At 71.2% G+C, this 26,462-nt stretch carries 21 protein-coding genes; 17 read left to right on the forward strand and 4 right to left on the reverse strand.

The features are described from left to right. Positions 1-99 precede the first annotated feature (99 nt). A complete protein-coding gene (locus tag VD659_RS04970) occupies positions 100-597 on the reverse strand; it encodes a hypothetical protein (RefSeq protein WP_423260009.1) in 498 nt (165 codons plus the stop codon). Positions 598-646: 49 nt separating this feature from the next. Here VD659_RS04970 and VD659_RS04975 point away from each other — a divergent pair, with 49 nt between their 5' ends. Further along, positions 647-1,249 carry a TetR/AcrR family transcriptional regulator gene (locus VD659_RS04975; protein WP_423260010.1) on the forward strand — a complete coding sequence of 201 codons (603 nt, stop codon included), beginning with the start codon at positions 647-649 and terminating at the stop codon, positions 1,247-1,249. A 134-nt stretch (positions 1,250-1,383) separates the two neighbouring features. Here the strand turns inward: VD659_RS04975 and VD659_RS04980 are convergent, their stop codons facing one another. Further along, the gene (locus VD659_RS04980; protein WP_423260011.1) at positions 1,384-2,259 is read right to left on the reverse strand and encodes a LysR substrate-binding domain-containing protein; all 876 of its coding nucleotides are present in this window, start codon (positions 2,257-2,259) and stop codon (positions 1,384-1,386) included. 119 nt (positions 2,260-2,378) lie between these two features. Between VD659_RS04980 and VD659_RS04985 the strand changes: the two genes are divergently transcribed. Both VD659_RS04985 and VD659_RS04990 read left to right on the forward strand, forming a co-directional pair. Further along, positions 2,379-3,698 carry an MFS transporter gene (locus VD659_RS04985; RefSeq protein WP_423260012.1) on the forward strand — a complete coding sequence of 440 codons (1,320 nt, stop codon included), beginning with the start codon at positions 2,379-2,381 and terminating at the stop codon, positions 3,696-3,698. A 137-nt stretch (positions 3,699-3,835) separates the two neighbouring features. Next, positions 3,836-5,695, forward strand: coding sequence for a cellulase family glycosylhydrolase (locus tag VD659_RS04990; protein ID WP_423260013.1), 1,860 nt, complete (start codon positions 3,836-3,838; stop codon positions 5,693-5,695). A 359-nt stretch (positions 5,696-6,054) separates the two neighbouring features. Here the strand turns inward: VD659_RS04990 and VD659_RS04995 are convergent, their stop codons facing one another. Then, a complete protein-coding gene (locus tag VD659_RS04995) occupies positions 6,055-7,311 on the reverse strand; it encodes a geranylgeranyl reductase family protein (RefSeq protein WP_423260014.1) in 1,257 nt (418 codons plus the stop codon). 222 nt (positions 7,312-7,533) lie between these two features. Between VD659_RS04995 and VD659_RS05000 the strand changes: the two genes are divergently transcribed. Then, positions 7,534-8,382, forward strand: coding sequence for an oxygenase MpaB family protein (locus tag VD659_RS05000; protein WP_423260015.1), 849 nt, complete (start codon positions 7,534-7,536; stop codon positions 8,380-8,382). A 197-nt stretch (positions 8,383-8,579) separates the two neighbouring features. On the opposite strand, the gene VD659_RS05005 is transcribed toward VD659_RS05000, so the two are convergent. After that, entirely contained in the window at positions 8,580-9,428 is an 849-nt protein-coding gene (locus VD659_RS05005; RefSeq protein ID WP_423260016.1) for an ABC transporter ATP-binding protein, read from the reverse strand. A 92-nt stretch (positions 9,429-9,520) separates the two neighbouring features. Between VD659_RS05005 and VD659_RS05010 the strand changes: the two genes are divergently transcribed. The 13 genes from VD659_RS05010 (at position 9,521) to VD659_RS05070 (ending at position 26,367) form a co-directional block, all read left to right on the forward strand. Then, positions 9,521-9,670, forward strand: a complete 150-nt coding sequence (locus VD659_RS05010; RefSeq protein ID WP_423260017.1) for a hypothetical protein — start codon at positions 9,521-9,523, stop codon at positions 9,668-9,670. A 196-nt stretch (positions 9,671-9,866) separates the two neighbouring features. Beyond that, a complete protein-coding gene (locus VD659_RS05015) occupies positions 9,867-10,775 on the forward strand; it encodes a lytic transglycosylase domain-containing protein (protein ID WP_423260018.1) in 909 nt (302 codons plus the stop codon). Next, the gene (locus tag VD659_RS05020; protein ID WP_423260019.1) at positions 10,768-12,966 is read left to right on the forward strand and encodes a protein kinase domain-containing protein; all 2,199 of its coding nucleotides are present in this window, start codon (positions 10,768-10,770) and stop codon (positions 12,964-12,966) included. Before VD659_RS05015 ends, VD659_RS05020 begins: the two co-directional genes overlap by 8 nt. Before the next feature lie 106 nt (positions 12,967-13,072). Beyond that, positions 13,073-14,209 (forward strand): phosphate ABC transporter permease subunit PstC, encoded by a 1,137-nt coding sequence (gene pstC, locus VD659_RS05025; protein WP_423260020.1) that lies wholly within the window; start codon positions 13,073-13,075, stop codon positions 14,207-14,209. 4 nt (positions 14,210-14,213) lie between these two features. Next, complete coding sequence (gene pstA, locus VD659_RS05030) at positions 14,214-15,602, forward strand: phosphate ABC transporter permease PstA (protein ID WP_423260021.1); 1,389 nt, start codon at positions 14,214-14,216, stop codon at positions 15,600-15,602. Then, positions 15,599-17,212 (forward strand): phosphate ABC transporter substrate-binding protein PstS, encoded by a 1,614-nt coding sequence (gene pstS, locus VD659_RS05035; protein ID WP_423260022.1) that lies wholly within the window; start codon positions 15,599-15,601, stop codon positions 17,210-17,212. The genes pstA and pstS overlap by 4 nt, the downstream gene beginning before the upstream one ends. A 201-nt stretch (positions 17,213-17,413) precedes the next feature. Beyond that, positions 17,414-19,924, forward strand: a complete 2,511-nt coding sequence (locus VD659_RS05040) for a hypothetical protein (RefSeq protein WP_423260023.1) — start codon at positions 17,414-17,416, stop codon at positions 19,922-19,924. 112 nt (positions 19,925-20,036) lie between these two features. Then, positions 20,037-21,149 carry a substrate-binding domain-containing protein gene (locus tag VD659_RS05045; protein ID WP_423260024.1) on the forward strand — a complete coding sequence of 371 codons (1,113 nt, stop codon included), beginning with the start codon at positions 20,037-20,039 and terminating at the stop codon, positions 21,147-21,149. Positions 21,150-21,181: 32 nt separating this feature from the next. Further along, on the forward strand, positions 21,182-22,240 hold the full coding sequence (locus VD659_RS05050; protein ID WP_423260025.1) for a hypothetical protein: 1,059 nt from the start codon (positions 21,182-21,184) through the stop codon (positions 22,238-22,240). A gap of 147 nt (positions 22,241-22,387) precedes the next feature. Beyond that, positions 22,388-23,491 carry a hypothetical protein gene (locus VD659_RS05055; RefSeq protein ID WP_423260026.1) on the forward strand — a complete coding sequence of 368 codons (1,104 nt, stop codon included), beginning with the start codon at positions 22,388-22,390 and terminating at the stop codon, positions 23,489-23,491. After that, the gene (locus tag VD659_RS05060) at positions 23,488-24,249 is read left to right on the forward strand and encodes a hypothetical protein (protein WP_423260027.1); all 762 of its coding nucleotides are present in this window, start codon (positions 23,488-23,490) and stop codon (positions 24,247-24,249) included. The genes VD659_RS05055 and VD659_RS05060 overlap by 4 nt, the downstream gene beginning before the upstream one ends. Further along, positions 24,246-25,244 carry a sortase gene (locus VD659_RS05065; RefSeq protein ID WP_423260028.1) on the forward strand — a complete coding sequence of 333 codons (999 nt, stop codon included), beginning with the start codon at positions 24,246-24,248 and terminating at the stop codon, positions 25,242-25,244. The genes VD659_RS05060 and VD659_RS05065 overlap by 4 nt, the downstream gene beginning before the upstream one ends. A 325-nt stretch (positions 25,245-25,569) precedes the next feature. Next, complete coding sequence (locus VD659_RS05070; RefSeq protein ID WP_423260049.1) at positions 25,570-26,367, forward strand: phosphate ABC transporter ATP-binding protein; 798 nt, start codon at positions 25,570-25,572, stop codon at positions 26,365-26,367. The last annotated feature ends 95 nt before the right edge of the window (positions 26,368-26,462 follow it).

A 26,462-nucleotide genomic window follows, 5' to 3' on the forward strand; every position in this document is an offset into this window, starting at 1 on the left:
CTCCGCCTAGCGGTCGCAAATGGCCCCTAAGACGCCAGGTTGGGCGCCATTTGCGACTTCTCGGCGAGGGGTGCGGTGGCGTGCGGCGGGGCGGAGCGGTCAGGGGAGAGCGAGGGCGAGGGTGGCGAACGCGAAGGCGAGGAGGGCGGCCGAGGAACGGAAGACGTCGATGCGCTGCCAGCGGCGCACGACGGCTTTCCAGTCGGCGGGCGGGGCGTCGAGGTTCCAGGAGTCGACCTGGATGTTGATGGGCACGGTGCCGAGGAACGCGAAGGCGAGGAAGGCGGCGAGTGCCGCGACGGTCGCGATGCGGAAAGCGAGGGCGGGGGAGCCGGCTGCGTCGCCGGGGGTTCCGGCGCCTGCGCTTGCGCTCGCGCTCGCGACGAGCACCGCCACCGCGAGGAGCACGGTCGGCACCATCACGGCCGGAACCAGGATGCGCAGCCTCCGCACGAGGGACTGCCGAGCGGCGAGATGGGCGCGGTCGTCGAGGGCGGTGAGCGAGGGCTGCACGCCGTAGCGCACGACGAACTCGATGCCGGCGAGCAGGCCGGCCAGGAGGACGCCGACGGCGCCGAGGATCGAGAGGAGGGTCATGCGCTTAGCCTACCGGTCGGCAGGTAAGTTAATCCACTATGCTGGGGTCATGACGGAAGCCCGCCGACGTAACCCCCTCACCGGCCGCGACGGCCGCGATACGAAGGCCGAGGCCCAGCGGGTGGCCCTCAGCCTGTTCAGCACGCGCGGCTACGACGCCACCTCGCTCCGCGAGATCGCCGAAGAGCTCGGCATCACGAAGGCCTCGCTCTACTACCACTTCAAGAACAAAGAGGACATCGTGCGCTCGGTCATGCTCGAGCGCGGCCACGAAGCCGGCGCGCTGCGGGTGTGGCTCGACGAGCAGCCTCCCGGCGACGATCTGCTCGACCGCGCGGTGCTGCGCTGGATCGACGCGCACTCCGTCGAGAAGATGCGCGGTATCCGCTTCATCACCGCCAACCCCGGCGTGTTGCGCACCCTCGGTGGCGACGCGGCCGCCGGCGTGCGCGACGGGCTCCAGGCGGTGGTCGAGCGGGTCGCCGGGCCGAGTCCGAGCCACGAACGGCTGCTGCTCATCCACATGGCGTTCCTCTCGATCAACGCGGCGGTCGCCGCGGCCGTCGGCACCCCCCTCACCGACGACGAGATCGTCGCCGCCGCACGCGAGTCCGCCCTCGCGCAACTCGCCCACCTCCGCACGCTCGCCTGACCCCGGCCGGCCGGCTTGACGGTGGGCACCTCTGCGATGTGCCCACGAACCCGACGCTGGCTAGTCCCCGTGCCGCACACGACGCATCCGCCACACGACGCACCCGGCACACCGGGCGCCGCGCGCCGGCCGCCTCAGGCGTTGGTGCGGGCGAGCGCCCGGCCGTGGATGGCGGCCGAGAGCGCCTGCACGGCTTCGGCCGGCGCTGCGGGGTTCGACAGGAGGGTGAAGTCGACGTCGCCGATCGGCGGTAGCCCGACGGCGTCGCTCACCCGCACGAGGTCGTCGGGGATGAGCGTGTGCGGGTAGGGCGCGACGCCGATGCCCGCGCGCACGGCCGCGAGCATCCCGTTCACCTCGCGGGTGTTGCAGGTGATGCGCCAGGTGCGGCCGGCGGACTCGAGGGCGTCGATGGCCATCTGCCGGCTGATGCTCGGCGCCTGGTAGACGATGAGCGGCACGGGCCCCTCGGGGTCGATGAGCGTCTTCTCCTCCGCCACCCAGACGAGCCGGTCGCGCCGTACCACCTGGCCCTGCTCGGGCAGGGCGCCGTCGTTCGCATCCGGGATCTGCTTGATGAAGATGAGGTCGAGCCGCCCCGCCTTCAGCTGCCGGTAGAGCGGAACGCTGTTGTTCACGGTGAGCTCGAGGTTGATCTGCGGGTAGAGCTGGCGGAAATGGCGCAGGATGCGCGGCAGCTGCGTGGCCGCGAGGTCGTCGGCGGCGCCGAATCGCAGGCGCCCGCTCATCGCCGAGCCCGAGAAGTAGCTCTCGGCGGCCGTGTGCGCGCTCAGGATCGTGCGCGCGAAGCCCGTCATCGCATCCCCGTTGTCGGTGAGGGTCACCACGCGCGTGTCGCGGGCGATCAGGATGCGCCCGGCCGCGCTCTCGAGTTTGCGCACCTGCTGGCTGACGGTGGGCTGGCTCAGGCCGAGCTGGGCGGCCGCGCGCGTGAAGCTGCGCGTCTCGGCCACGGCGAGGAAGGTGCGGAGGAGGACGGGGTCGAACATGGCGCATCCTGTCATTCGAAAAACCAATACGAGTTATAGCCCTGATTCAGTATAGGAATGCGGCGCCGATAGTTAGCGTTGTACAACAGGAACCTCGATCAGGAACGTACAAGCCACTCGTGACCACCGCACTCTCGCAGCACCCCGCCACCGAACCCATCACCGTCCTCTCCTCCCCGCCGCCGTGGCGCCACACCCTCGTCTCGCTCACGGTGCGCAACTACCGCATCTTCGCCCTGGCCAACTTCGTGGCCATGACCGCACTCTGGATGCAGCGCATCGCCCAGGACTGGCTGGTGCTGCAGCTCTCGGGCAGCGTCACCGCCGTGGGGATCACCTCGGCGCTGCAGTTCGCTCCGATGCTCGTGTTCGGCCTCGTGGGCGGCGTGATCGTCGACCGCTATCCCACGCGCATCCTGCTGATGCTCACCCAGACCGCGGCGGTGCTCACGAGCACGGTGCTCGCGGTGCTCGTGCTGACCGGCACGGTGCAGGTCTGGCACATCTACGTGATCGCGACGGTGCTCGGCTTCGTGACGGTGATCGACAACCCGGCCCGGCAGGTGTTCACGAACGAGCTCGTGGGTCCGCGCCACCTGCGCAACGCGATCAGCCTGAACTCCTCGCTGTTCCAGCTCGGCGGGCTCGTCGGCCCGGCGCTCAGCGGCGCGCTGCTCGTGGCGGTGGGAGCCGGCTGGTCGTTCGGCATCAACGCGATCGCCTGCGCGCTCGTGGTGTTCGCGCTCTCGCGGCTGCGGGTGAGCGAGCTCCACCCGGCGCCGATCGTCGCGCGTGCCAAGGGGCAGCTCGCGGAAGGGCTGCGGTATGCGCGGAGCAAGCCGGCCATCCTGTGGACGATCGTGCTCCTCGCCTTCCTCGCCGTGTTCTCGCAGAATCTGCCGGTGCTGCTCGCGGCCTTCGCGAACGACGTCTTCGATGTCGGCGCCGGCGGCTATGGGCTGTTCAACGCGCTCGTGGCCGTGGGCGCCCTGACCGCCGCGCTGCTCTCGACCCGGCGTCGCTCGGTGCGGCTGCGCACGGTGGTGCTCGCGACGATCGTGTACACCGCGTTGCAGATGACCGCCGGATTCATGCCCACCGAGATGCTCTTCGGCGCGGTGCTCGTGCTCGCCGGCTTCGGCTGGCTGCTGTTCATCACCGCGGCGAACTCGCTCGTGCAGATGTCGACAAACACCGCCGTGCGCGGACGCGTGATGGCGCTCTACGTGCTCGTGCTGCTCGGCGGCCAGTCGGTGGGCGGACCCCTGATGGGCTGGGTCGTCGAGCACTTCGGCGCCCACGTGGGCATGGTGCTCTCCGGCGCGGTGCCGCTCGTGGCGGCGCTGGTGATCGGCCTCGTGATCGCCCGCAGCGCGGGCCTGCGGGTGCGCGTCTCGCTCCGCCGTCACCGGATGCCGCTGGCCATCGTCCCGCGCTAGCCCTGCGCCATCCCACCACCCCGCCGAGCCGTCACTTCGACGTCCAAGAGCCGCCGTTTCGACGTCGAAGTGACGGCTCGGCGAGGCGGGGCGGTCCTGGTAGCCTGCGAGCTAGGGATTCCATGGGGGAGGCGGCCGTGGAACGGTCTGGGAAGAAGCGGATGCGCGGCTGGGGTGCTGCGCTCTCGGCTCTCGTGCTGCTCGGCGGCGTGGTGGCCACGGCATCCGTGGCCTCGGCCTCGGCCTCGACCTCGACGAGTCCGGCTGCCTCACCCGGCGTCGTCACCTCGACCTTCTCCGGCCCGTTGCACAGCGGCACGGCCGGGCCCGGCCCGCTCGTCGCGCCGACCGTTCCCGCTGCCGCCAGCGCAGGCGCAGGAGCCCTGACCGCGGGGTCGAGCCCCGCGACGGCTCCGCCCGATGCGGGCACCGCATCCGTTCCCGCCGCGCCGCTCCCGGGCTGGCTGCACACCGACGGCGCCACCATCGTGACCGCTGACGGAAGCCCCTACGTGATCAAGGCCATCGCCTGGTTCGGCATGGAGACCGGCAACTGCGCCCCGCACGGCCTGTGGTCGATCAGCCTCGACGCCGGGCTCGCCCAGATCGCCTCGATGGGGTTCAACACCATCCGGCTGCCGTACTCGAACGAGTGCCTCGCGAGCGGGGTCACCACCTCGATCAACGCCAACGCCAACCCGGGGCTCGTGAACGACACCCCCTTGCAGCTCATGGATGCCGTGGTGCAGACGGCGAAGTCGTACGGGTTGAACGTGATCCTCGACCGGCACCGGCCCGACTCGGGCGCCCAGTCGCCGCTCTGGTACACCGACCGCTACAGCGAAGCCACCTGGATCGCCGACTGGACGATGCTCGCCCAGCGCTACGCGAACGAGCCCTCGGTGATAGGCTTCGACCTGCACAACGAGCCGCACGGCAGCGCGTGCTGGGGCTGCGGCGACCCGGCGCTCGACTGGCAGGCCGCGGCCACCCGGGCCGGCGACGCCGTGCTCGCCGTGAACCCGCAGCTGCTCATCGTCGTGGAAGGCGTCGAGGTGCAGTCGGGCGACAGCTACACCTGGTGGGGAGGAGGGCTCGCGGATGCGGGCTCGGCGCTCGTCTCGCTGTCGGTGCCCGACCGCGTGGTGTACTCGCCGCACGACTATCCGGCGTCGATCTTCGCGCAGAAGTGGTTCGGCGCATCCGACTACCCGGCGAACCTGCCCGCCGTGTGGGACGCCAACTGGGGCTACCTGGTGAAGCAGGACATCGCGCCGGTGCTGCTCGGCGAGTTCGGCACCACCCTGCAGACCGACTCCGACAAGGCCTGGCTCGGCACGCTCGTGGAGTACCTGCGCAGCAACGGAATGAGCTTCTCGTACTGGTCGTTCAACCCCAACAGCGGCGACACCGGCGGCATCGTGAAGGACGACTGGGTGACGCCGCAGGCCGAGAAGCTGGCCGCGCTGGCCCCGATCATCGGTACGGGGTCGAGCGTGCCCGTTCACGTGCCGTCGCCCACCGCGACGGCCACGCCTCCGGCGACGCCGCGGCCGACCGGGAGCGGCACGCCCGGGTCGCGGGTATGGCCGATTCCGGGCACCGCGGGGCCCAAAGTGGCTCCCTTCCCCGGGTCCACGGCGCCGGGCGCCACGCCGGGAACGGCGCCGACCACGCCGCCCGGCACCTCGGGCACCGTCGCGAACCTCTCGGGCAGCTGGGCGCTGCAGAGCGAGTGGAACGCGGGCTACGTGGCCGAGGTCACGGTGAAGAACAGCGGCGGCACCTCGGGATGGACCATCTCCTGGCCCGACCCGAACGCCACCGCCGTGGTGAACTCCTGGGGCATGGACTGCGCGGTCGCGGCGAAGACCGTGACCTGCACGGGGTCGCAGTGGGCGACGTTCGTGGCGCCGGGCCAGTCGGTGACGGCGGGCGTGCAGGTGTCGGCGCCCGTGGCCCCGAAGGCTCCGGCGTTCTCGCTCACGAGCAGGTAGCTGCGGGCGGGCGGCGCAGCGCCTGCGCGGGGGATGCGACGCCGCTCTCGGTGGCTGCCGGGCGGTCTCGGCGCGGTGACGGCGGTGGCTCGGCGCGGTCGGCCTGGCTTCAGCTGGGCATGGTGGCGAGGTCGGCCCGGCTTCAGGTGGGCGGGGTGGCGCGGCCCCCGGCGGGTGGGACGGCCGGGTCGGGCGACCTCGGGCGGGTCTGACGAATCGGCGGGCGCTGTGGCGCACCCGGATTGCACGCTCACGGCGTTGTCATCGTCGCCGATAGCGCTGCTGTCGGCTGCTCTTCCGCCTTGCGATCGCACCACCCGGGCGCGTCCTCGCGGGCCCGCCGAATCGTCAGACGCGCCCTAGGCGAGCGCGCGCACGAAGCGCATCACCAGGCGGTGGCGGCCGATGCGGGCGAGCGTGGTCTCGCCGCGGCAGAAGCGAACGAAGTAGCGCGCTCCCGCCGGCGTTCGCAACAGGGCGTGGATGAAGCCGGGGTGGCGTTCGAAGGCCTTCAGGATGCTCGCGCCCGCCGCCTGTTCGGGCGCGAGCACCGCGGTCACGCGAGCCTCGTACGCGTCGAGGGCGGTGTCGCGGGCGCGGCGGGCGGCATCCGGTGCGGGCGCATCCGCACCCGTGCTCGTGCTCGAGCTGGTGCGCGCGGCAGCGGCCGATGCCGCCGCCTCGCCGGCCCAGGTGCCGGAGCGGAGGGCGAAGGAGATGCCTTCGCGCGTCCACGGCTCGAGGAGCCCGGCCGCGTCGCCGGCCACGACGACGCCCCCGCGGCGAAGCGGCGACGACGGCGTGCGCCACTGCGTGAGGTGGCCCGAGGAGTGCAGGGTGACCGCGTCCGGCCCCGCGAGCCCGAGATGCTCGCGCCAGGCCGTCAGGTAGGCGCGCGTCTCGTCGGGCGCGCCCCGCCGCTGGATCACCCCCACCGTGAGCGAGTCGCGCTTGGGGAAGACCCAGGCGTAGCTCCCGGATGCTCCGCCCCAGTCGAGCAGCACGCGGTCGCGCCAGGGCGTGGCGTCGGCCGGCATCGCCACCTCGTCCTCGAGGCCGAGGTCGACGCCGCCCGGAGTGACGCCCACGTAGCGGCCGACGCGTCCGCCGGTGCCGTCGGCGCCGATCACCACGTGCGCCGACAGCGTTCCGGCGCTCGTGCGTAGCTGCACGAGTGTGCCGTCGTCGGTCTCGGCCACCTCGCGCACTGCCACGCCGTCGGCGAAGCGGGCGCCGGCATCCTGAGCCGCGTCGGCGAGCGCCTGATCGAAGTCGGCCCGGCGCACCATCGCGAGGTAGGAGGCAGGACGCCGGAGGCGGAACGGGCGGCGGAACCGGTGGGTGAAGACGGACTCGGCGACCTCGGACTCGATCGCAGCGCGCGCCCGTTCGGGAAGGAGCTCGAGCGATTCGCCGAGCAGGCCGCCGCCGCAGGTCTTGTAGCGCGGGAAGGCCGCCCGGTCGAGCAGCAGCACGGTGGCGCCGCGGGCGGCGGCGGCGCGGGCCGCGCTCGTGCCGGCGGGCCCGGCGCCGACCACCACGACGTCCCATTCCCCGCGCCCGTCGGGGGGTGACGGGAGTCCGGCGCGCTCGGCCGGGGGAGTACTGCGGGGCATGCGTCGAGCCTACGGCGTGGGCGGCGCCCACGGCGGTGCGGGCGGGCGGGCGCGGGGGTGCGGGCGTGTGCGCGCGGGGGATAACGGAGGAGAATCGGGGGTCACGTCGACGTATTGCCCTCGAAGGGGCCGATTCTCCTCCGCTATTCCACCAACGCACCCGATGCACCCCAGCCGCCGCCCGGACTCGCTCGCTCAGGCGCGGGTGCTACCGTCGCTCGCATGCCGCCCGCGAACCCGACGATGGCCGACATCGCGCCCGAGAGCATCCTGCTCGCCGGGGCCGGACGCGCCATCCTGCTGCAGATCGCGCACCCGGCGGTGGGTTACGGCGTGGCCCGGCACAGCGATTTCGCGAACCGCCCGATGGACCGCCTCAACGCCACCCTCAGCTACATCTACGCGCTCTCCGGCGGGACCGAGGCCGACGTGCGTGCCATGCGCAAGGCCGTGAACCGGGCGCATGCCGGGGTGCGGAATCCGCCGCGCCCGCCGGGGGAGCACGGGCTCGAGCCGGCTCCGGATGGCGGTGCGGCAGCGGGCGCGCATCCCGACGACCCGCACTACGACGCCCGCGACCCCGAGCTGCAGCTCTGGGTGGCCGCGACCCTCTACGACACCGCGCTCACGGTCTACGAGCTGGTGTACGGCCCGCTCGTCGAGGAGTCCGCGGAGCGCGTCTACCGCGAGTACGCGCGGCTCGGCACGGCGCTGCAGATGCCCGAGGGCCTGTGGCCGGCCGATCGGGCCGCCTTCCGGGAGTACTGGAACGCCCAGCTCACCCGCCTGCGCGTCGACGACACGGTCCGAGGGGTGGCCGACGCTCTGCTGCGGGCCGAGAAGGCGCCGTGGGCGATCCGGGCCGTGATGCCTGTGGCGCGGCTCGTCACGGTGGCCCTGCTGCCGGAACCTGTGCGGGCCGAGTTCCGCTTCGCCTGGTCGGGGGAGCGGCAGCGCCGCTTCGAACGGCTCGTGCGCGTGGGGGTGCCGGTGTACCGGGCGCTGCCGCGCGCCATCCGCCGCTGGCCGCAGCGGCACTACCTGGCGCGCATCCGCACCCTCCACGGGTAGGACGTCGTCCACCCCGCCCTCTCCTCCTCCGCACCACCTCCCGCCGCTCCCCTTCCCAAAAGCAAGGAGTACGCCGGCGACATGCCGTCCCCCTAGCCTTGCGGCACGGCGAGTCGCCGGCGTACTCCTTGCTTTTGGCGTGGGGGAGGGAGCTCGGGTGGGGGCGGGCGGGCGGCCGACGTGTGGCGGGCGTCGGCTCAGAGGGCGGGGGTCTGGCCCCGGGGCAGGGAGCGGGCGTGCCAGCGGCCGAAGCGGTGCTCGATCTCGATCGGATGCTCGAAGGCCGCGGTGACGTTGGCCGTGGTCAGCACCTCGGCGGCCGCACCCACGGCCGTGATGCGCCCCTCGGCGAGCAGCAGCGCGTGGGTGGTGCTGCTCGGCAGCTCCTCGAGGTGGTGCGTCACGAGCACGGAGGCGAGCGCCGGATGCGCCGTGCGCACCACGTCGAGCGTCTCGAGCAGCTGCTCGCGCGCCGCCACGTCGAGTCCGGTCGAGGGCTCGTCGAGCAGCAGCAGCTTCGGGTCGGTCATCAGCGCGCGCGCGATCAGGGTGCGGCCGCGCTCGCCCTGCGAGAGGGTGGTCCACGGCTCAGCGGCCTTGCCGTCGAGCCCGAGCAGGGCGATGAACGAGTCGGCCCGCTCCCGCTCCTCGGGCGTCGGCTGCCAGCGCAGCATGAGCTCGACCGTACCGGTGAGACCGGTGAGCACCACCTCGCGGATGCTCAGCGCCGAGCCGAGCGGATGCCGCGGGTTGACGTGCCCGATCGAGCGCCGCAGTGCCCGCAGCTCCACCCGGCCGAGGCGCTGCCCGAGCACGAAGACCTCGCCGGAGCTCGGATGCTGCACCGCCCCGCAGAGCGCGAGGATCGTGCTCTTGCCCGCTCCGTTGGGCCCGATCAGCGCCCAGTGCTCGCCGGGCCGCACCGCGAAGCCGATGTCGTCGAGGATGACCCGGCCGTGGCGCACGAAGCGCACGTCGCGCAGTTCGAGCACGGCGTCGCCGGTGGGTGCGAGTGGTTCGGACGAGGTCGGTGCAGGGGCGTTCACCGTTCCATTCTGGCCGCTGTCGCTGGCGCCGCCGGTGCTGCTGCGCTGCCGCCGCTGGTGCCGCAGCCGCTGCGCTGCTCCTGTCGCTGCCGGTGCTGCTGCTGTTGCTGCCGGTGCTGCTGTTGCCGTTGTTGCCGTTGTTGCCGTCGCTGCCGGTGTCGGTGCGGCTGTCGCAGTCGCCGCTGCTGTCGCTGCCGGTGCGGCTCTCGCTGCCGGTGCTGTATCCCGCCGTCGCGGTCTGACGCCCGCCGACGGCTGTCGCGCTCCAGGAAGAACGGGCGTGCGCTGGCCGCCGAGGCGACCGGAGACGATCCGGAGTCGACCCGGAGACGATCCGGAGTCGACCCGGGGCGATCCGGAGTCGACCGACAGCGAGTCGCAACGCCCCCTTCACCTGCGCGATGCCTCGCCTTCACCTCGGGCCGGGAACGTTCGGGCATGAGCGCCCGCGTCGGTCTCGGACTCCTGATCTCCGGAATGGTGGCCCTGGCCGCCTGGCTCGCCGTCGGCGCCCTCGGAGCCTCGGCCGCGCCCGGGCCCACGGGTGCCGCCGCGATGCCGGTCCACGCCGACGTCGTGGCCGGCGCCGGAGTCTCCGGCACCGCTCCGGGCGCCGCAGCGGATGCGGCCGCCACCGCTTCCGACGGCTCGGATGCCGCCACCTCCACCACCACCGGCGCCGCCGCCGCGGGAACCGCATCCGGCTCCGCGCCCCTCGCCGGCGGCCCCGCGACCACCGCCCCCTCGGCCCTCCCGGCCGAGGCGAGCGTCTCGGCGCCGTGGGCCGCCGCGGTGGCGCAGGCCACCGGCATCCCGCTGCGCGCGGTCATCGGCTACGCCGGCGCCGCGCTGGCCCTGCAGCAGGAGCAGCCCGGCTGCGGCGTCGGCTGGAACACCCTCGCCGCGCTCGGCTTCGTGGAGTCGGGCCATGGCACGCACGGCGGGGCGAGCATCCGCGCCGACGGCACGGTCAGCCCGAGCATCCTCGGCCCGGCGCTCGACGGCGGCCTGTACGCCGCCGTCTCCGACACCGACGCGGGCGCCCTCGACGCCGACCCGAGCGGCGACCGCGCCGTGGGGCCGATGCAGTTCATCCCCTCGACCTGGAAGCAGTGGGGTGCCGACGGCTCGGGCGACGGCGTGGCCGACCCGCAGCAGATCGACGACGCCTCCCTCGCCGCCGCGCGCTATCTCTGCCACTACGGAGCGCTCGGCGACCCGACGGTCTGGCGCACCGCCGTGTTCGCCTACAACCACGTCGACAGCTACGTCGACCTCGTCGCGACCACGGCCAACGGCTACGCGGCCGCCGCGAGCGTCGTCCCCACCGGAGCGGGCAATGGGTGACGCGCGGGAGCCGCACGACGGCCTCATCTCCGGCCGCTACGCCCTCGGCGAGCTGCTCGGCACGGGCGGCTCCGCCTCGGTGTTCGCCGCACACGACCGCGAGACCGGCCGGATGGTGGCGCTCAAGATCCTGCATCCGCACCTCTCGCGCTCCGAGGCCACCCGCGAGGCGTTCTTCGCCGAGGCACGCGCGGCCGAGGTGCTGCACCATCCGAACATCGGCGAGGTGCTCGGCGTCGGCGTGCACGACACCGGAGACGCGCCGCAGGCCTGGATCGCCCTCGAACACGCCCCCGGCCTGAGCCTCGCCGAACTCGTGGAACGCGACGGGCGCCTGCCTCCGGGCGAAGCCCTCGCCGTGGCCGACGGCGTGCTCGCCGCGCTCGAGTTCGCGCACGGGGCCGGGCTCATCCACCGCGACGTCTCGCCCGCCAACATCATGCTCGCGCGCGATCCACGCGGAGCGCTGCGGCCGTCGGGCGTGCGCCTGGTCGACTTCGGTCTCGCGGATGCCGCGGGCCGGGCCGCCATCGGCACCGACGTGCTGAGAACCCCGGATGCTCCCGTCGGCGGCGCGGGCGACGATGCGGGCCCCGAGGCGGCCGCGACCGCGCGCCCCGCCGGCGTGCTCGGCAACGTGAACTACGTCTCGCCCGAGCAGGCCCGGGGCGAACCTGTCGACGAGCGCGGCGACATCTACCAGCTCGGCGCCGTGCTCTACTTCGCGCTCGTGGGGCACGCCCCGTTCGTGCGCGACTCGGCGCGCGCCGTGATGCTCGCGCACCTGCAGGCGCCGCCGCCCGTGCCTTCGGTGGCGCGCCCCGGACTCCAGCGCGCGATCGACCGCATCGTGGTGAAGGCGCTGCTGAAGGACCCTGACATGCGCTTCGCCAGCGCCGCCGACATGCGCACGGCCGTGCGCTCGGCGGCCACCCACCTCGGCCCGGTGCCCGCGGCTGGGTCCGCGGGCTCCGGCCGGGGCGCCAAGCCCGCTGGCGGTGGCCGGCCGGGCGCCTCGGCGCCGGGCGGGGGAGCGGGTGCACTCGCCGGCGGAGCATCGGGGGCCGGAGCTCTCGCTGCGGGGGTCGTCGCGGGCGGCCGGGCCGGGGCGTTCGGCGCAGGAGCCGTCGCGGCTCCCGGCGGTGCCCGCCCGGGAGGGCTTCCCGGTACGGGGGCGGCCTCCGGCGACCAGGTGCGCGCTGCCGGCGCCGATGCCACGCAGGTGATGCCGATGGCGGGTCACGGTGGCGGCTTCGAGAGCGCTGTCGGCCGTTCCGACTCCGGCCGTTCCGACGCCGGAGACGACGCGGCCACGGCCGTGCTCCCGACCCTGCGCTCTCGCACATCCATGCCCGCCGGCGGCTCGCCCCGGACATCCGCCTCGGGCGTCCGTCCGGGCACCGGCCCGGCGTCAGGTGCCGCCGCATCCGCCGCGTCCCGCCCCACCGGCCGTGCCGCCCCCACCACGGCGCCCGCAGCCGCCGCCGGCATCGGCTCCAGCCTCACCGCGCGCGGCAGCCTCGGGCTCTGGCTCGTCGTGGGCCTCGCGGCGGTCGTCGTGGTGGTCGCCTGGGCTCTCGCGGCCGGCGGCTCCTCACCCTCGACCTTCGCGGCGGGCCCCCCGACGTCCGCTCCGGCGAGCACCGCGCCGCCCACCTCGGCGGCGGCCGGCCCGACCGTTGCCGCCGTCACGCCCACGGTCGCCGTGCCCGAGCTCGCGAACGGCAGCCTCGCCGCGGCCCGTGACGCCCTCGCGGCCGCCGGTCTCTCCCTCGGCACGATCTCGGCCGAGAACTCGCTGCTGGTGGCCGACACCGTGCTGCGCGCCGATCCGGTACCTGGCAGCGCGATCCCGGTGGGCGGCACGGTGAACCTCGTCGTCGCATCCGGGTCGAACCTGGTGCCCCACGTGGCGGGGACCCTGCGCGCGGACGCCCAGGCGAGCCTGCGCGGCTCCGGTTTCGAGGTCATCGTCAGCACGAAGGAGGACGACGCGGCGCCCGGCACGGTTCTCTCCGTCGCGCCGGCCGAGGGCACCGCCGCCGCGCTCGGCAGCACGATCAACCTCGTGGTGGCCGCGCCGCGCACCCCGGTCGCGACGAGCACGCCGACGGCCACCCCGGCGCCGACGCCCACGTCGACGCCTCCCGCCTCCACGCCGGAGCCCACTGCCCCCGGAACGGGGGGCTGATGCGAGCCGCTCACGGTTCTCTCCACGCCGCGTCAACGTGTCCTTCAGCGGGCGGACTCGTGCCGTTCACCTGCCCCGCCGACGATCAGCGCATGGTTGGTGCTTCATGACCGGAACGACGGACAACGACGTCTTCCAGACGATCGAGGACGTCCTTCTCGAGAACGAGCGCACCGAGGTGATCGCGCCGCTCGAGGCGACAGGCGACGGCGGATCCGGAGACGGTTCCGGCCCGGGGGAGCACTCCGACCACGGCTCGGCCGACTCGGCCGGCATCCGCGCCCGCTCGCTCGCCTCGAAGCGCTCGCGCTCGGACACCGTGTTCCAGACGGTCGCCTACATCGCCGGCGCCACCACGGTCGGCATCATGCTCTGCGTCGGCCTGTTCCTCTCGATCCGCGCCGGATCGGCGCTCTCGGTGGCGGGGCCGTCGTTCCTGTGGGAGCAGAAGTGGTCGCCCGAGACCGGCGTGTTCGGCATCGGCGCCGTGCTCTTCGGCACCGTCACGATCGCCCTGATCGCGCTCTGCGTGGGCTTTCCGCTCGCCATCGGCACCGCGCTGCTGCTCTCCGAGGTGGTGCGGGGACGCCTGCGCTCGTTCCTCGTCTCCCTCGTCGACCTCATGGCGGCCGTGCCCAGCATCGTGTTCGGGCTGTGGGGCGTCTTCTTCCTGCAGGCGGCCATCATCCCGGTCTCCGAGTGGATCTCCACGTACTTCGGCTGGATCCCGATCTTCGCCGTCACCGGCGAGGACGGCGCCCGGCTCACCGAGGCGAGCGCCTTCACCTCCTCGGCCTTCATCGCCGGCATCGTCGTGGGACTCATGGTCGTGCCGACCCAGGCCTCGGTCATGCGCGAGGCGTTCTCGCAGGCGCCGGTGGGGGAGCGCGAAGGAGCCTTCGCGCTCGGCTCCACCCGCTGGGGCATGATCCGCACCGTGGTGCTGCCCTTCGGCCGCGGCGGCATCATCGGCGGCACCATGCTCGGCCTCGGCCGCGCGCTCGGCGAGACCATCGCCGTCTACATGATCATCTCGCCCCTGTTCAGCATCAACTGGCAGGTGCTGAAGACCGGCACGAACTCGGTCTCGGCCCTCATCGCGCTGCGCTACGGCGAGGCCAGCGACTTCGGTCTGTCGGCGCTGATGGCCGCCGGGCTCGTTCTGTTCCTCATCACGCTCGTCGTGAACTTCACCGCGTCGTCGATCGTGGCCCGGTCGCGTTCCGGCGCAGAGAGCAACTGATCCGATGACGACGACCTACGAGAGCCCGGCGACACCGAGCACCGAGACCGTGCTCGACACCGACCTCACCGGGGTGCTGCCCGCGGTCGACCCCGAGACGCGTCCCGACCTGTTCGACGAACCGGAGCCCGTCCTCGACGACGCCCCCACGCGCATCCCGTCATCGGACGGCGTGGAGGTGGGCCCGCGCCGGGGCGTGCGCACGGCGACCCTCGACGAGCGCTTCAACATCATCGGCGCCCTCGCCGGCGCGCTCGCCCTGGCAACCCTGCTGTTCGGCTGGATCGGCCCGCTGACCGGCGTCATCGGGTGGTTCGTCGTCGCCTTCCTCGCGTTCATCGGGCTCTACATGCTGCTCGTCTCCTTGCGCTCCGACTTCCAAGAGGTCAAGGACCGGGTCGCCACCGTGCTGATGGTGAGCGCCGGTGTGCTGCTGTTCGGCGCGCTCGTCTTCATCGTCATCTACACGCTCACGCGCGGGTCCGAGGCGCTGCCGTACCTCAACTTCTTCACCGAGACGATGCAGTTCACAGGCCCGCTGGACCCCTTGTCCTCGGGCGGTGTGCTGCACGCCATCGTCGGCACGCTCATCCAGATCTCCATCGCCCTGGCGATCACCATCCCGCTGGGCATCACCACCGCCGTCTTCCTCAACGAGGTCGGCGGGCGCTTCGCCCGCTTCGTGCGCACGATCTCGGATGCGATGACCGCGTTGCCCTCGATCGTCGCGGGACTCTTCGTCTACGCCGCCATCATCCAGCTCTTCACCCATCAGCGCTCGGGTTTCGCGGCGGCGCTCGCCATCACCGTCATGATGCTGCCCATCGTCATCCGTGCCTCGGACGTCGTGCTGCGGCTCGTGCCCGGGAACCTGCGCGAGGCCTCCTATGCGCTCGGCACCACCCGGTGGCGCACCGTCTGGCACGTCGTGCTCCCGACGGCCCGCTCGGGCCTGGTCACCGCGGTTATCCTCGGCACCGCGCGCGGAATCGGAGAGACCTCGCCAGTGCTCCTCACCTCGGGCATCACCTCGGTGATGAACTTCAACCCGTTCTCGGGCCCGATGATCTCGCTGCCGCTGCAGGTGTTCGACTTCGTGCGCTCGCCCGAGCCCACGATGATCGCCCGCGGTTTCGGCACGGCCGCTGTGCTCATCCTGCTCGTGCTGACCCTCTTCATCGTCGCCCGTGCGATCGGCGGCAAGGGGCCGGGCCAGCTCTCCGACCGCCAGCGCCGGGCTGCCTCCGCAGAGTCGGTGCGCGACCTCCGCCGCATCACCCTGCTCGACGACCGGATCGAACTCGGGGAGTACCCGCCCCGCGCTCCTGTTGCCCTGCAGCCCACCGCATCCCCCTCCACTCCCACCTCCGACCCCGAGGAGACGTCCGCGTGACGCCGAAACTCCGTGCGGCCCGTGCCGCGCTCGCTGCCCTTGCCGTGACCCTCACGGCCTTGTCGGCCTCCGTCGTCGGCGTCGCCGCTCCGGCGAACGCCGTCACTTACGACCCGATCTCCGGAAGCGGGTCGACCTGGTCGTCGAACGCTCTCGACCAGTGGCGTAAGAACGTGTCGTCGAACTACGGCATGACCATCAACTACTCGGGCAACGGCTCGTCTGCCGGCCGCCGCGACTTCATCGCCCAGTCCGTCGACTTCGCGGTGAGCGAGATCCCGTTCCAGACGGCCCCGGAGGACGGCTCGCCGCCGGAGGTGCCGAGCACCGGGTACGCCTACATGCCGATCGTGGCAGGTGGAACCTCGTTCATGTACAACCTGCAGATCGGTGGCAAGCAGGTCACGAACCTGCGCCTTTCCGGCGAGGCACTGACGAAAATCTTCACGGGCGCCATCACGAACTGGAGCGACCCGCTGATCAAGGCCGACAACCCCGGGCTGGCCATGCCCGACAAGGGGATCGTGCCAGTGGTGCGCTCCGACGGGTCCGGCTCGACGGCGCAGTTCACGCTGTGGATGTCGAAGCAGTACCCGGCACTGTGGAGCTCCTACTTCGCATCGGGGAAGATGACCTCGCAGTATCCGGTCGGCGGCTCGATGAAGGCGCAGAACGGCTCGCTCGGTGTCGCCGGGTACGTCGCGCAGGGGTATGGCGACGGAGCCATCACCTACGTGGAGTACTCCTACGCCAAGAACGCGGGCTTCCCGGTGGCAAAGGTGCTCAACAGCTCGGGCTACTACGTCGAGCCGAAGGCCACCTCTGTGGCGGTGGCGTTGCTCCAGGCGCAGATCAACGAAGACCCGGCTTCGCCGGACTACCTTACGCAGATCCTCGACAACGTGTACAACAACGGGGACGCCCGCTCATACCCGCTCTCGAGCTACTCCTACATGATCGTGCCGACAGCGCTGAACGCGACGTTCACCGAGAAGAAGGGCGCGACGCTCGGTGCCTTCGCCCGCTACATGCTCTGCGAGGGTCAGCAGCAGGCCGACACGCTCGGCTACTCCCCACTCCCGATGAACCTCGTGCAGGCGGGGTCACAGCAGATCGAGAAGATCCCGAACTCGGGCGGTGGCGTCGTGCTCAACGACTGCCACAACCCCACCTTCAGCTCCGGTGGTGCCCTCAGCGCGAACGCGCTCGCCGATTCCGCGCCGCAGCCCGCGGCCTGTGACAAGCAGGGTCCTGACCAGTGCGTCACGGGCACCGGCGGTGCGGCAGACACCCCGACCGACACGACCGGCACCGGCAACGGCGGCGCGGCAGCGGATGCTCCGGCCGGCTCCTCGTCGGGAGGCGCGGCCCCCGCCGCAGCCGCTTCCGGAGGCTCCGGAACAGCTGCCGTCTACGACGAGAACGGTGCTGTGGTGAGCGGCGGCAGCGCCGTCGCCGGCGCCGCCGTGTCGAGCCCGTTCACCCTCCCTGACTCGGGGATGGGACCCCAGCAGTGGCTGATGATCGCCGCGCTCGTGCTGCTCCTGGCCGCCGTGATCATCCCGCCCCTCGCCTCACGACGGCTGAAGCGATCCGGCGGCGATTCCTGATGTGACCCCTTCGCGTGACACGCGCCCGAGAGGCGATGTCAGCGCGAAATCTTGGAAGGAAGTCTCCTTCCCGAGCCGTTCATCCCCCCGACACCCAGCGCCCATAACTTTGCGGCGTTCCTGATGAATCCAGTGGATTCCAACTTGGAGTGACCCGTGTCCCGTGCCGCCCGCCATCGTCTGCCGCGTAGACGTTCGTGGTTGGTCTCCCTCGTCAGCGGGGTGACCGTCGGTCTTCTCGTCGGAGGCGCCTCCGTCGTCATCGGCCTCACCGGGCCGGCTTCTCCGGCCCGGGCCGACACCGCCTCGACGGTGACCGTTCACGCCAATCAGCAGGACTCCGACCTGCAGAACGCGCCGATGCCCGATCTGGCGGTGACCGTGTCGCAGACCCGCGACCTGCAGGCCCAGGGCATCCAGGTGAGCTGGACCGGAGGCAAGCAGTCCGGCGTGCCGAACGGGGGCACCGGCGGGTCGGACTTCCTCCAGGTCATGCAGTGCTGGGGCACCGACGCCTCCGGCGGGCCCGACCGCACCACCTGCCAGTACGGCGGATTCAACACGCCGGGTGCCACCCGCGATTCCTACATCGACGACTACGCGACCGTGCCCGAGCAAGACCAGCAGTTCACGATCAAGGGCGGCGAATTCGGGTCGCCGACGTACTCGGGAATCACCTTCCGCGGAGCCGACGGCGGCAAGGTCGAGAAGGTCTCCTACAACAAGTACACCAAGGTCACGAGCTATGCCGACGAGGGCGCCGACCAGGGCGCCCCGCGCATCGACCTGAATTCCAACCAGTACTTCACGAAGTACACCACCAACGAGGTGAGCTGGGCGGGTTCGAGCGCCACGGGCGAAGGATCGGTCAAGTTCGAGGTGCAGACCATTTCGCAGTCGCCGGGTCTGGGCTGCGGCAAGCCGGTGGTCGTCAAGGGCGGCTTCGAGGGCGCCTCCTGCTGGCTCGTCGTCATCCCGCGCGGCACGGCCGACACCGGCACCACCGACATCAAGCACTCCGGTCTGTTCTGGGACTCGTGGAAGCACCGCCTCGCCGTGAAGCTCGACTTCCTCCCGATCGGTGTGAACTGCTCGATCGGCGCCTCCGAACGTCAGCTCTCCGGCAGCGAGCTCACCTCGGTGGCCATCGCCTCCTGGCAGCCGACGCTCTGTTCCGACGGTGCCGCCTACACGACCATCACCGGCGCCGAATCGGATGCGGTGCTCGCCGCCAACGGCACGACCCCGGCTCCGATGGCGCTCACCTCGAGGGCGCTCAAGGCGTCGACGGGCGTGACCGACAATCTGACCTATGCACCGATCGCCCTGACCGGCCTCTCGATCGGATTCGCGATCGACCGCGAGGTCAATGTGCTGGGCGACGTCCCCGACAGCGCGAAAGGCAACGCACGACTACCGTTCACCTCTCTGAACCTGACTCCACGGCTGGTCGCCAAACTGCTGACCTACTCCTACACCGACTCGATTCCGAGCGGTGCGGACATCGCGCATCTCGGCACCAACCCGCGAAACATCACGAAGGACAAAGAGTTCCTCGACATCAACGATCCGGAGTGGGGGTACCAGAACATCAACTCGCCTGCCCTGTCCGACCTGATCCTGCCTCAGGGGCGTTCCGACGCCGCGGCCGCGATGTGGAACTATGTGCTGGCCGACCAAGACGCGGTCGACTTCCTGATGGGCAAGGCCGACCCCGATGGCATGATCGTGAACCCCTGGAGCTCGATCAACCCGGATGTCTACGCCGCGGTGAGCAACGGGGTCGGAGGCCCGCTGGTGCTCCCGCGCGATGATTTCCCCAAGGCCGACCCGAGCGAACGCGCAAAGGAGAACGGGGTCGACGCCGTCAACGTCGTCACCTGGCGTCCCTACACCAACGACCTCTCCACGAGCGCCAACCTGGTGCTGCGCGGAGACGGTCAGATCCTCGGCGACTGGGATCCGAACAGCCTTCCGCCGAAGTACCTCAAGGCCTCACGCAGCCTTCCGGGCCTGCAGCGCGTGCTCGGCCTCACCGACACCGGAGCGGCGGCGAAGTACCAGGTCCTCTCGGCGAACCTGCGGAATCCGGCGGGCAATTTCGTCGCTCCCACCACGGCGTCCCTGCAGGCGGCCGCAGCGGCGATGACGGCGGACCCGGCGCAGGGGCAGGTCGTGCGCTTCGATCCCACGTCGGTGCAGGCCAAGTCGGCCCCGGACGCCTATCCGCTCACCCTGCCCGTGTACGCGGCGACGAACCGCGCCATGACGGATGCGACGCTGCGCAACGACTACGCGAATTTCATCAACTACGCCGCGACGACCGGACAGGAGCCCGGGACCGCGGTCGGAATGCTCCCCGATGGTTACGCGCCGATCCCGCAGAGCTGGCAGGATCAGGCGCTCATCGCCGCTGCGGCCATCGCCGCGGGACCGGTGAAGGCGGCCGCGACTCCGAAGCCGACGGCGGCAGCGAAGCCCCCGGCCGCCGCGGCGCCCCAGGCTGCCGCTGCTGCCGCTCCCGCATCGACGCCGAGTGCCGTGAGTGACCCCGCGCCCTCCGGCAGCCCCGCTGGCGCCCTGACCGGCAAGGCGACACCCGCCGATGCCCAGGTCGGTGCCATCTCGGCCGCCGTGCCGCTGGCGATCGCCGCCGGGCTGGCCGCAGCCATCCTCGTTCCCCTCCTCACCCGCATCCGGAGACGTCTGTGATGCCCCACATTCTTGGACTCGATCCGGCCCGCCTCCTTGGCGGGCCGGACACCAAGTCGAAGCAGCCGCGTCGCGGAGGCTCGGTCACCCCTCCCGAAAGGAACAATCCACAGTGAAGATCAAGAAAGTCGTTGCGCTCGGCGCAGCGGTCGGCGTGGCACTCGCCGGCCTCGGCATGGCTGTGCCCGCCAACGCGGAGCCGGTCTCGAACAGCTACGTGATGGTGGGTTCCGACACCCTCCAGGACGCGGCCAACGCCCTGGCCAACGGAACCTCCATCGGCGGCGCCCCGATCCGCGTCACCGCCGGTGGCAACACGATCGGTTCATACGACGCCTTCGGCTCGAGCGCGATCCAGACGAAGAACTCCGGCGCCTACTTCGGTCGCCCGGCCGGTTCGGGAGCGGGCGTCAACGCGCTCCGCGCCTCGATCACCGGCGCCACCTACAGCGGCAACGCCGCCGTGCCGGCCCGTGTCATCTCCGGCCAGGTCGACATCGCCCGATCCTCCAGCGGAGCCGGCACCAACGCCAACTCCAACGGTCTGCTCGCCTACGTTCCGTTCGGCCGCGACGCCGTCGCCTACGCCTACAACGGCACCAACGCCGACCTCGCGGCTCTGACCACCGCGCAGCTCAAGCAGATCTACGAATCCAACACCCCCGTCACGATCGGATCCACGGTCGTCAAGCCGCGCATCCCGCAGAACGGTTCGGGCACCCGCTCGTTCTTCCTCGGTGCGATCGGCGTCACCACCCTCGGCTCCACCGTGGGTGACAGCTCCGCCAACACCACCCCCGAGAACGACGCGTCGATCCTCGCTGCCGACGAGATCATCCCGTTCTCGGCCGCCAGCTGGGTCGCCCAGTCGAACGGTGCCACCGGTGTCAACACGACCGCCGCCGCCAGCGCCGCCAACGTGCACCTCGGTAGCCCGAACGGTGTCGCCGCCTTCACCGGCACCGGTGCCGCCCTGGTTCCGAACGCCTCGTTCTACAACGCTGCTCCTTTCGGCCGCGACACCTACCTCGTCGTCGAGTACGCCCGCATCAACCCGACCGACCCCAAGTACGACGTGAACCTGGCGAACCTGCTCGACCCGAGCAAGGCCACCAGCCTCACCAACACCGGCAGCTTCTCCAGCACCACCGGTGCCGTGAAGCGCAAGTTCGGCTTCCTCGCCCCCTCCTCCACCACCCTCATCCGCGCCTACGCGTCGCTGTAGCGCCGGTTTCTAGAGAAAAGGCAAATACGACAATGTTCCGCAAGAACGCCATTCGCGTGGCCACGGTCGGCGTCATCGCCGCCGCGCTCCTCGGAGCCGGGATGACCGCCGCCAACGCCGCCGACGAGCCGGTCCAGACCGTCGGCTCCAAGGGCAAGTACTACATCGCCGACGCCAACGACGGATCCATCCTCGCTCCCGGGAGCACCCGTGGCTTCGAGGATGCCCTCATCGGCATGCCGAGCAACGACCCCGCTCAGATCGAGGCGGTCTTCCCCGGTTCGGCAGACTCGACCCAGGTCAAGACGTTCATTTCGGCGCGCGGCCAGGAGCAGACCCCCTCGGCGTGGATCGCCTGGGGCGACAGCAGCTTCAAGCTGGGCACGCACGACATGATCTACCCCACCGCCAACCTGAGCGCCCAGATCTCCGGCAACCAGGCCACGGTCAAGGCGGGCGGCAACTACAGCCTCGGCTTCGCCTTCATGAACAACAACGGCCTGAACATCTCGGCTGACGGCGTGTACTACACCTACATCACCGTTCTCCCGGGCACCGGCGGCCAGTGGAAGTTCGCGACCCCGTCCGACGTCGTCCCGCCGTCGACCGGTGGTTCGTTCGACGTCAACCTGAACGCGACCACCCTCGCGGCTCAGGACGGCGGCCTCAGCCTCGTCGCTCCCGCGGCGGCTACCGCTGCCATCGACAACCCGACGCTCGTCAACGGCCTGTCGACCTCGACCGGTACCCTCGGCGAGTTCTCGGTCATCGACCAGCGTTACTCGCTGCACCCGGGCTGGACGCTGACCACCACGGTCACGCCCTTCACGAACTCGGCCGACAGCACCAAGGTGATCGACCAGAAGCAGCTCGGTGTGGCTCCGACCACCACCACGCCGAACTCGGCCGTCACCCTCGCCGCAGCGCAGACCGCCGGTAGCGGCGTCTACCCGTCGGTGTTCGCCCAGGCGGACAACACGCTCGCCGTCGGCGAGGTGAAGCTGAACGCCGGTCTGACGTTCGTCTCGCCCGCCAACATGCCGGCCGGCACCTACACCTCGAAGCTCACGCTCACGCTCGCTTCGAAGTAGTCGAACGGAAGGGGGCCGCGAGCGATCGCGGCCCCCTTTCTCCGTCGCACCACAGCTCGTCAGAACGCCGGATGAACGAAGGGTCCCGTTCATCCCTCCTTCACCTGCTCGCTGCACCTCCGCCACCTGATCCTGGATAAATCAACTGTGCTTCTCATCCCCGCTCTGACCAGCCCGCTCCGGCGCATCGTCGCCGCGTTCCTCGTCGCCGGCGCACTGACCGGCGGCCTCACGATGCTCTCGGCCGCGCCCGCGCACGCCGACGACACCGATGGCATCTCCGGCGCCCCGTCGAGCGACACGGCAGCCGACGGTCGCAGCCGCTTCAGCTACCAGGCGAGCCCGGGCCAGCAGCTCACCGACAACTACATCCTCACCAACACCGGCACCACGCCGCAGACCATGAAGCTCTTCTCGACGGATGCGTACAACACCGACGACGGTTCGTACGGCCTGCTCGACACCGATGCCGTCCCCACGGACGCGGGCAGCTGGGTGACCTTCGACCAGGGAGCGAAGTCGATCGACGTGCCGCTCGACCCCGGCGCATCCAGGGTCGTGCCGTTCACCGTCGATGTGCCCGCCGATGCCGCGCCGGGCGACCACGCTGCCGGCATCGTCATCTCGGTGACCACGCCGCAGGGCCAGATCCTCGTCGACCGGCGCGTGGCGACGCGTCTCTACCTGCGTGTGCCCGGCGATCTGCAGCCCGTGCTCACCATCTCGAGCATCGCTGCGGACTACCACGGCGGCATCAATCCGCTCGACGGAACCACCGACATCACGTTCACGGTGAAGAACTCCGGCAACGTCGCGCTCGGTGCGCACATGGTGGCCGGTGTCAACACCTACTTCGGCATCGGTGCGGCCCCGCAGGCCCGCACCGATCTCTCGGAGATGCTCCCCGGCAGCACCCGCACGATCACCATGACGGTGTCGGGCGTGGGCCAGCTCGGCTATCTCAACCCCTACGTCGCCCTGCAGCCCACCGTGAGCGACGACGCGTTGAACCCCGGCCCCCTCGCCCAGGTGAATCGCGACACCGTGGCCTTCGCCGTGCCGTGGCTGCTGCTGGTGCTGCTCGTGCTCGCCGCCGGCGTGTGGGGCTTCCTGCGCTTCCGTCGCTACCGCGACGAGAAGACCGCGCGTGAGTGGATCGCTTACACCGAGGCCGAAGCTCGCCGCAAGGCACGCGACGAGGCGGCGACAGCGGCCGCCCCGGAGACGACGAAGACGGGCGAGCCCCGGTGAGTGAGCGGAACTCCCCACGCCGCCGTGTGCGCCGAGCCTTTCTGGCGCCGGCACTCGCCGGTGGCGCCGCCCTCGCCCTGCTCGCTGCGCTGGCCAGCGGTGGATCGGCCTACGCGGCCGACAACACCACCCCGCCGGGGGTGAACATCCGTGTCACCACGGTTCCCGGTGTGCAGGCGAATGTGCCGGCCGCCCCGCCGGCGTCCAGCAGCACCTCGCCGACGACCACCCGAACGACGGTGAACGGTTCGACCACGGTCACCGGAAGCACGACGCCACCGACCCCGGGTCCCGACGACTACAGCATCGGCGGCATCCTCTACGTGAGCGGCCTGAGCACCGAGTACACGCCGTCGATCAACCCGTTGAGTGGGCAGCTGCGCGCGCGGTTCACCGTACTCAACGTCTCGGGAACCATCATCGACAGCACGGCGAGGTTCTCGTCGACGAACGCCTTCGGTGCCGAGTTCAGCGTCGTCGACAGTGTGCCGATCGCGGGACTCAAGCCCAACGAATCGCGCGTGGTGGATGCGACGCTCGACGGCGTCGGCCAGTGGACCTTCGTGAATGCCCACTTCACGCTGACTCCGCCGGAGACGGTCGAGGGAGTCACCCTCGCGCCGATCACCCGCGACACCTTCGTGTTCGTGCCGCCGTGGCTGCTGCTCATCTTCGCCGCCGTCGCCGCCGGGGCGTACGCGATCGTGCGCATCGTCAGCTACGACGAGGAACCCGCCCTCGTGGGGTCGACCGCGTGAGCACGGAGCTGATCGACGCCGCGCCGGCGGCCTCGAGCCGGGGGAGCGCAGACCGCCCCCCGGCGACGAACGGGCCGCTGGGCGCGCCACCGAAGCCACCCCGGGTGCCCAAGCGCATGCCGCGGTCGATGCAGCCGCTCGCACCGTTGACGCCCATGCAGGTGCTCTCGCGGAGCATCCTGACCGTCATCGCGGCCCTGCTCTTCGCTTTCGCGGCGAACCTCATGGTGCTCAGCCACCTGCAACACCTCGTCTCACAGCAGCAGCTCACCGACAGCTATCGCGCTCAGCTCGCGGCCGGCACCGCGCCGGTGAGCGAAGGTGCCTTCGACAAGACGCTGCTGCCGGACGGCGCGCCGGTGGCCATCATCGACATCCCCTCGATCGGCGTGCACGAGGTTGTCGTGGAAGGCACCTCGTCGGCGGTCACGAAGAGCGGCCCCGGTCACCGGCGCGACACCGTGCTGCCCGGCCAGGCCGGTCTCAGTATCGTGATGGGCCGTGCCGCTTCATTCGGCGGGCCGTTCAGCCGCATCCAGGAGCTCGCCCCCGGCGACACCTTCACGGTTCTCACGGGTCAGGGTCTGCAGATGTTCTCGGTCATCGGTGTGCGGTACGCGGGCGACCCCGCCCCGCCCGCCATGGCCGCCGGGCAGAGTCGCATGATCCTCGAGACGGCGCGCGGCGCCGCGTACATCCCGATGGGCACCGCCCGCGTGGATGCGCAGCTCGTCTCCACGGTCGTGCCCGCCGGCCAGCGCCAGAGCGCCTTCGCCACCCTCCCGCCCCAGGACAAGGAGATGGCCACCGACACCTCCACCGTCTGGGCCCTCGTCTTCGCCCTGCAGTTCTTCGTTGTGGCGGAGATCGCCGCCGTGTGGGCCTACCGCAAGATCGGCGCGCAGAAGATGTGGGTGGTGTTCGTGCCCGTCATGTTCCTCGCCGGCCTCCTCGTGGCCGACCAGGTCACCCGCCTCCTCCCCAACCTGTTGTGACGAGACCAGCCCTGCTGTGACACGACCAGCTGCGAACCCAGCGGAATGAGCATCCATGTCTGAAGAAGTGACCACCCCCGACGCCCCGGCCGAAGACATCACCACGGTGATGCCGGCCCTCAGCCGCCGCGAGCAGCGGCAGATCATGAAGGGCAAGGTGCCGGTCTCGCAGGAGATCATCACCGGCAAGGCGCCCGGGCCCCGCGACTGGACGCCGCCGCCCGTCGCGCCGTCCCTCGCGCCCTCCCGCGCCCGCACGGGCGCCGTGACCGTGCAGCACCAGGTATCGGGGGCGAACTCGGCGGTGAGCTTCGAGCAGCAGCTCGTGCTCGCCGAGGAGCGGCCTCCGCTCGCCGAGCTCGACGCCCGCAACATCTCGGCCTGGTTCGGCGACCACCAGGTGCTCGACCGCGTCTCGCTCACCATGCCCGCCGGCGTCATCACCTCGCTGATCGGGCCGTCCGGATGCGGCAAGTCGACCTTTCTGCGCATCCTGAACCGCATGCACGAGCTCATCCCCTCGGCCTCGCTCGCCGGCGAGGTGCTGCTCGACGGCGACGACATCTACGACGCCGACCGCAAGCTCGTCGACGCGCGCAAGCACATCGGCATGGTGTTCCAGAAGCCGAACCCCTTCCCGGCCATGTCGATCTACGACAACGTGCTCGCCGGCCTCAAGCTCACCGGCACCAAGGCCGACCGCGACCGCAAGGACTACCTGGTCGAGAGCTGCCTCGGCAAGGCCGGCCTCTGGAAGGAGGTGCGCGACCGCCTTCGCGCGCCCGGCGGCGGTCTCTCCGGCGGCCAGCAGCAGCGCCTGTGCATCGCCCGCTCCCTCGCGGTCACGCCGAAGGTGCTGCTGATGGACGAGCCCTGCTCGGCGCTGGACCCCACCTCCACGCGCGTCATCGAGGAGACGATGCTCGAGCTCGTCGACGACGTCACGATCGTCATCGTGACCCACAACATGCAGCAGGCGCAGCGCGTCTCCACGCAGTGCGCCTTCTTCCTCGCCTCGCAGGGGCAGCCCGGTCACATCGTGGAGCACGGCTCCACCGAGGCGATGTTCTCGAGCCCGATCGACAAGCGCACCTACGACTACGTGAACGGCGTCTTCGGCTGATCCGGCGCGTGCCGCCCGGCGGCCCTGGGGCCCGGCGTTCCTGACCGGGCGCGGGGCGCACGTCGCCGTGGCGCCCCGCGCCCGGCAGTGGGCCC

The sequence above is a fragment of the Herbiconiux sp. 11R-BC genome, from assembly GCF_049472555.1.
Classification (GTDB): Bacteria; Actinomycetota; Actinomycetes; order Actinomycetales; family Microbacteriaceae; genus Herbiconiux.

Excerpts from the sequence above, each read along its gene's own strand:
- VD659_RS04970 (WP_423260009.1), bottom strand. The coding sequence starts at position 597 with ATGACCCTCCTCTCGATCCTCGGCGCCGTCGGCGTCCTCCTGGCCGGC.
- VD659_RS04975 (WP_423260010.1), top strand. The coding sequence starts at position 647 with ATGACGGAAGCCCGCCGACGTAACCCCCTCACCGGCCGCGACGGCCGC.
- VD659_RS04980 (WP_423260011.1), bottom strand. The coding sequence starts at position 2,259 with ATGTTCGACCCCGTCCTCCTCCGCACCTTCCTCGCCGTGGCCGAGACG.
- VD659_RS04995 (WP_423260014.1), bottom strand. The coding sequence starts at position 7,311 with ATGCCCCGCAGTACTCCCCCGGCCGAGCGCGCCGGACTCCCGTCACCC.
- VD659_RS05000 (WP_423260015.1), top strand. The coding sequence starts at position 7,534 with ATGCCGCCCGCGAACCCGACGATGGCCGACATCGCGCCCGAGAGCATC.
- VD659_RS05015 (WP_423260018.1), top strand. The coding sequence starts at position 9,867 with ATGAGCGCCCGCGTCGGTCTCGGACTCCTGATCTCCGGAATGGTGGCC.
- VD659_RS05020 (WP_423260019.1), top strand. The coding sequence starts at position 10,768 with ATGGGTGACGCGCGGGAGCCGCACGACGGCCTCATCTCCGGCCGCTAC.
- pstC (WP_423260020.1), top strand. The coding sequence starts at position 13,073 with ATGACCGGAACGACGGACAACGACGTCTTCCAGACGATCGAGGACGTC.
- pstA (WP_423260021.1), top strand. The coding sequence starts at position 14,214 with ATGACGACGACCTACGAGAGCCCGGCGACACCGAGCACCGAGACCGTG.
- VD659_RS05050 (WP_423260025.1), top strand. The coding sequence starts at position 21,182 with ATGTTCCGCAAGAACGCCATTCGCGTGGCCACGGTCGGCGTCATCGCC.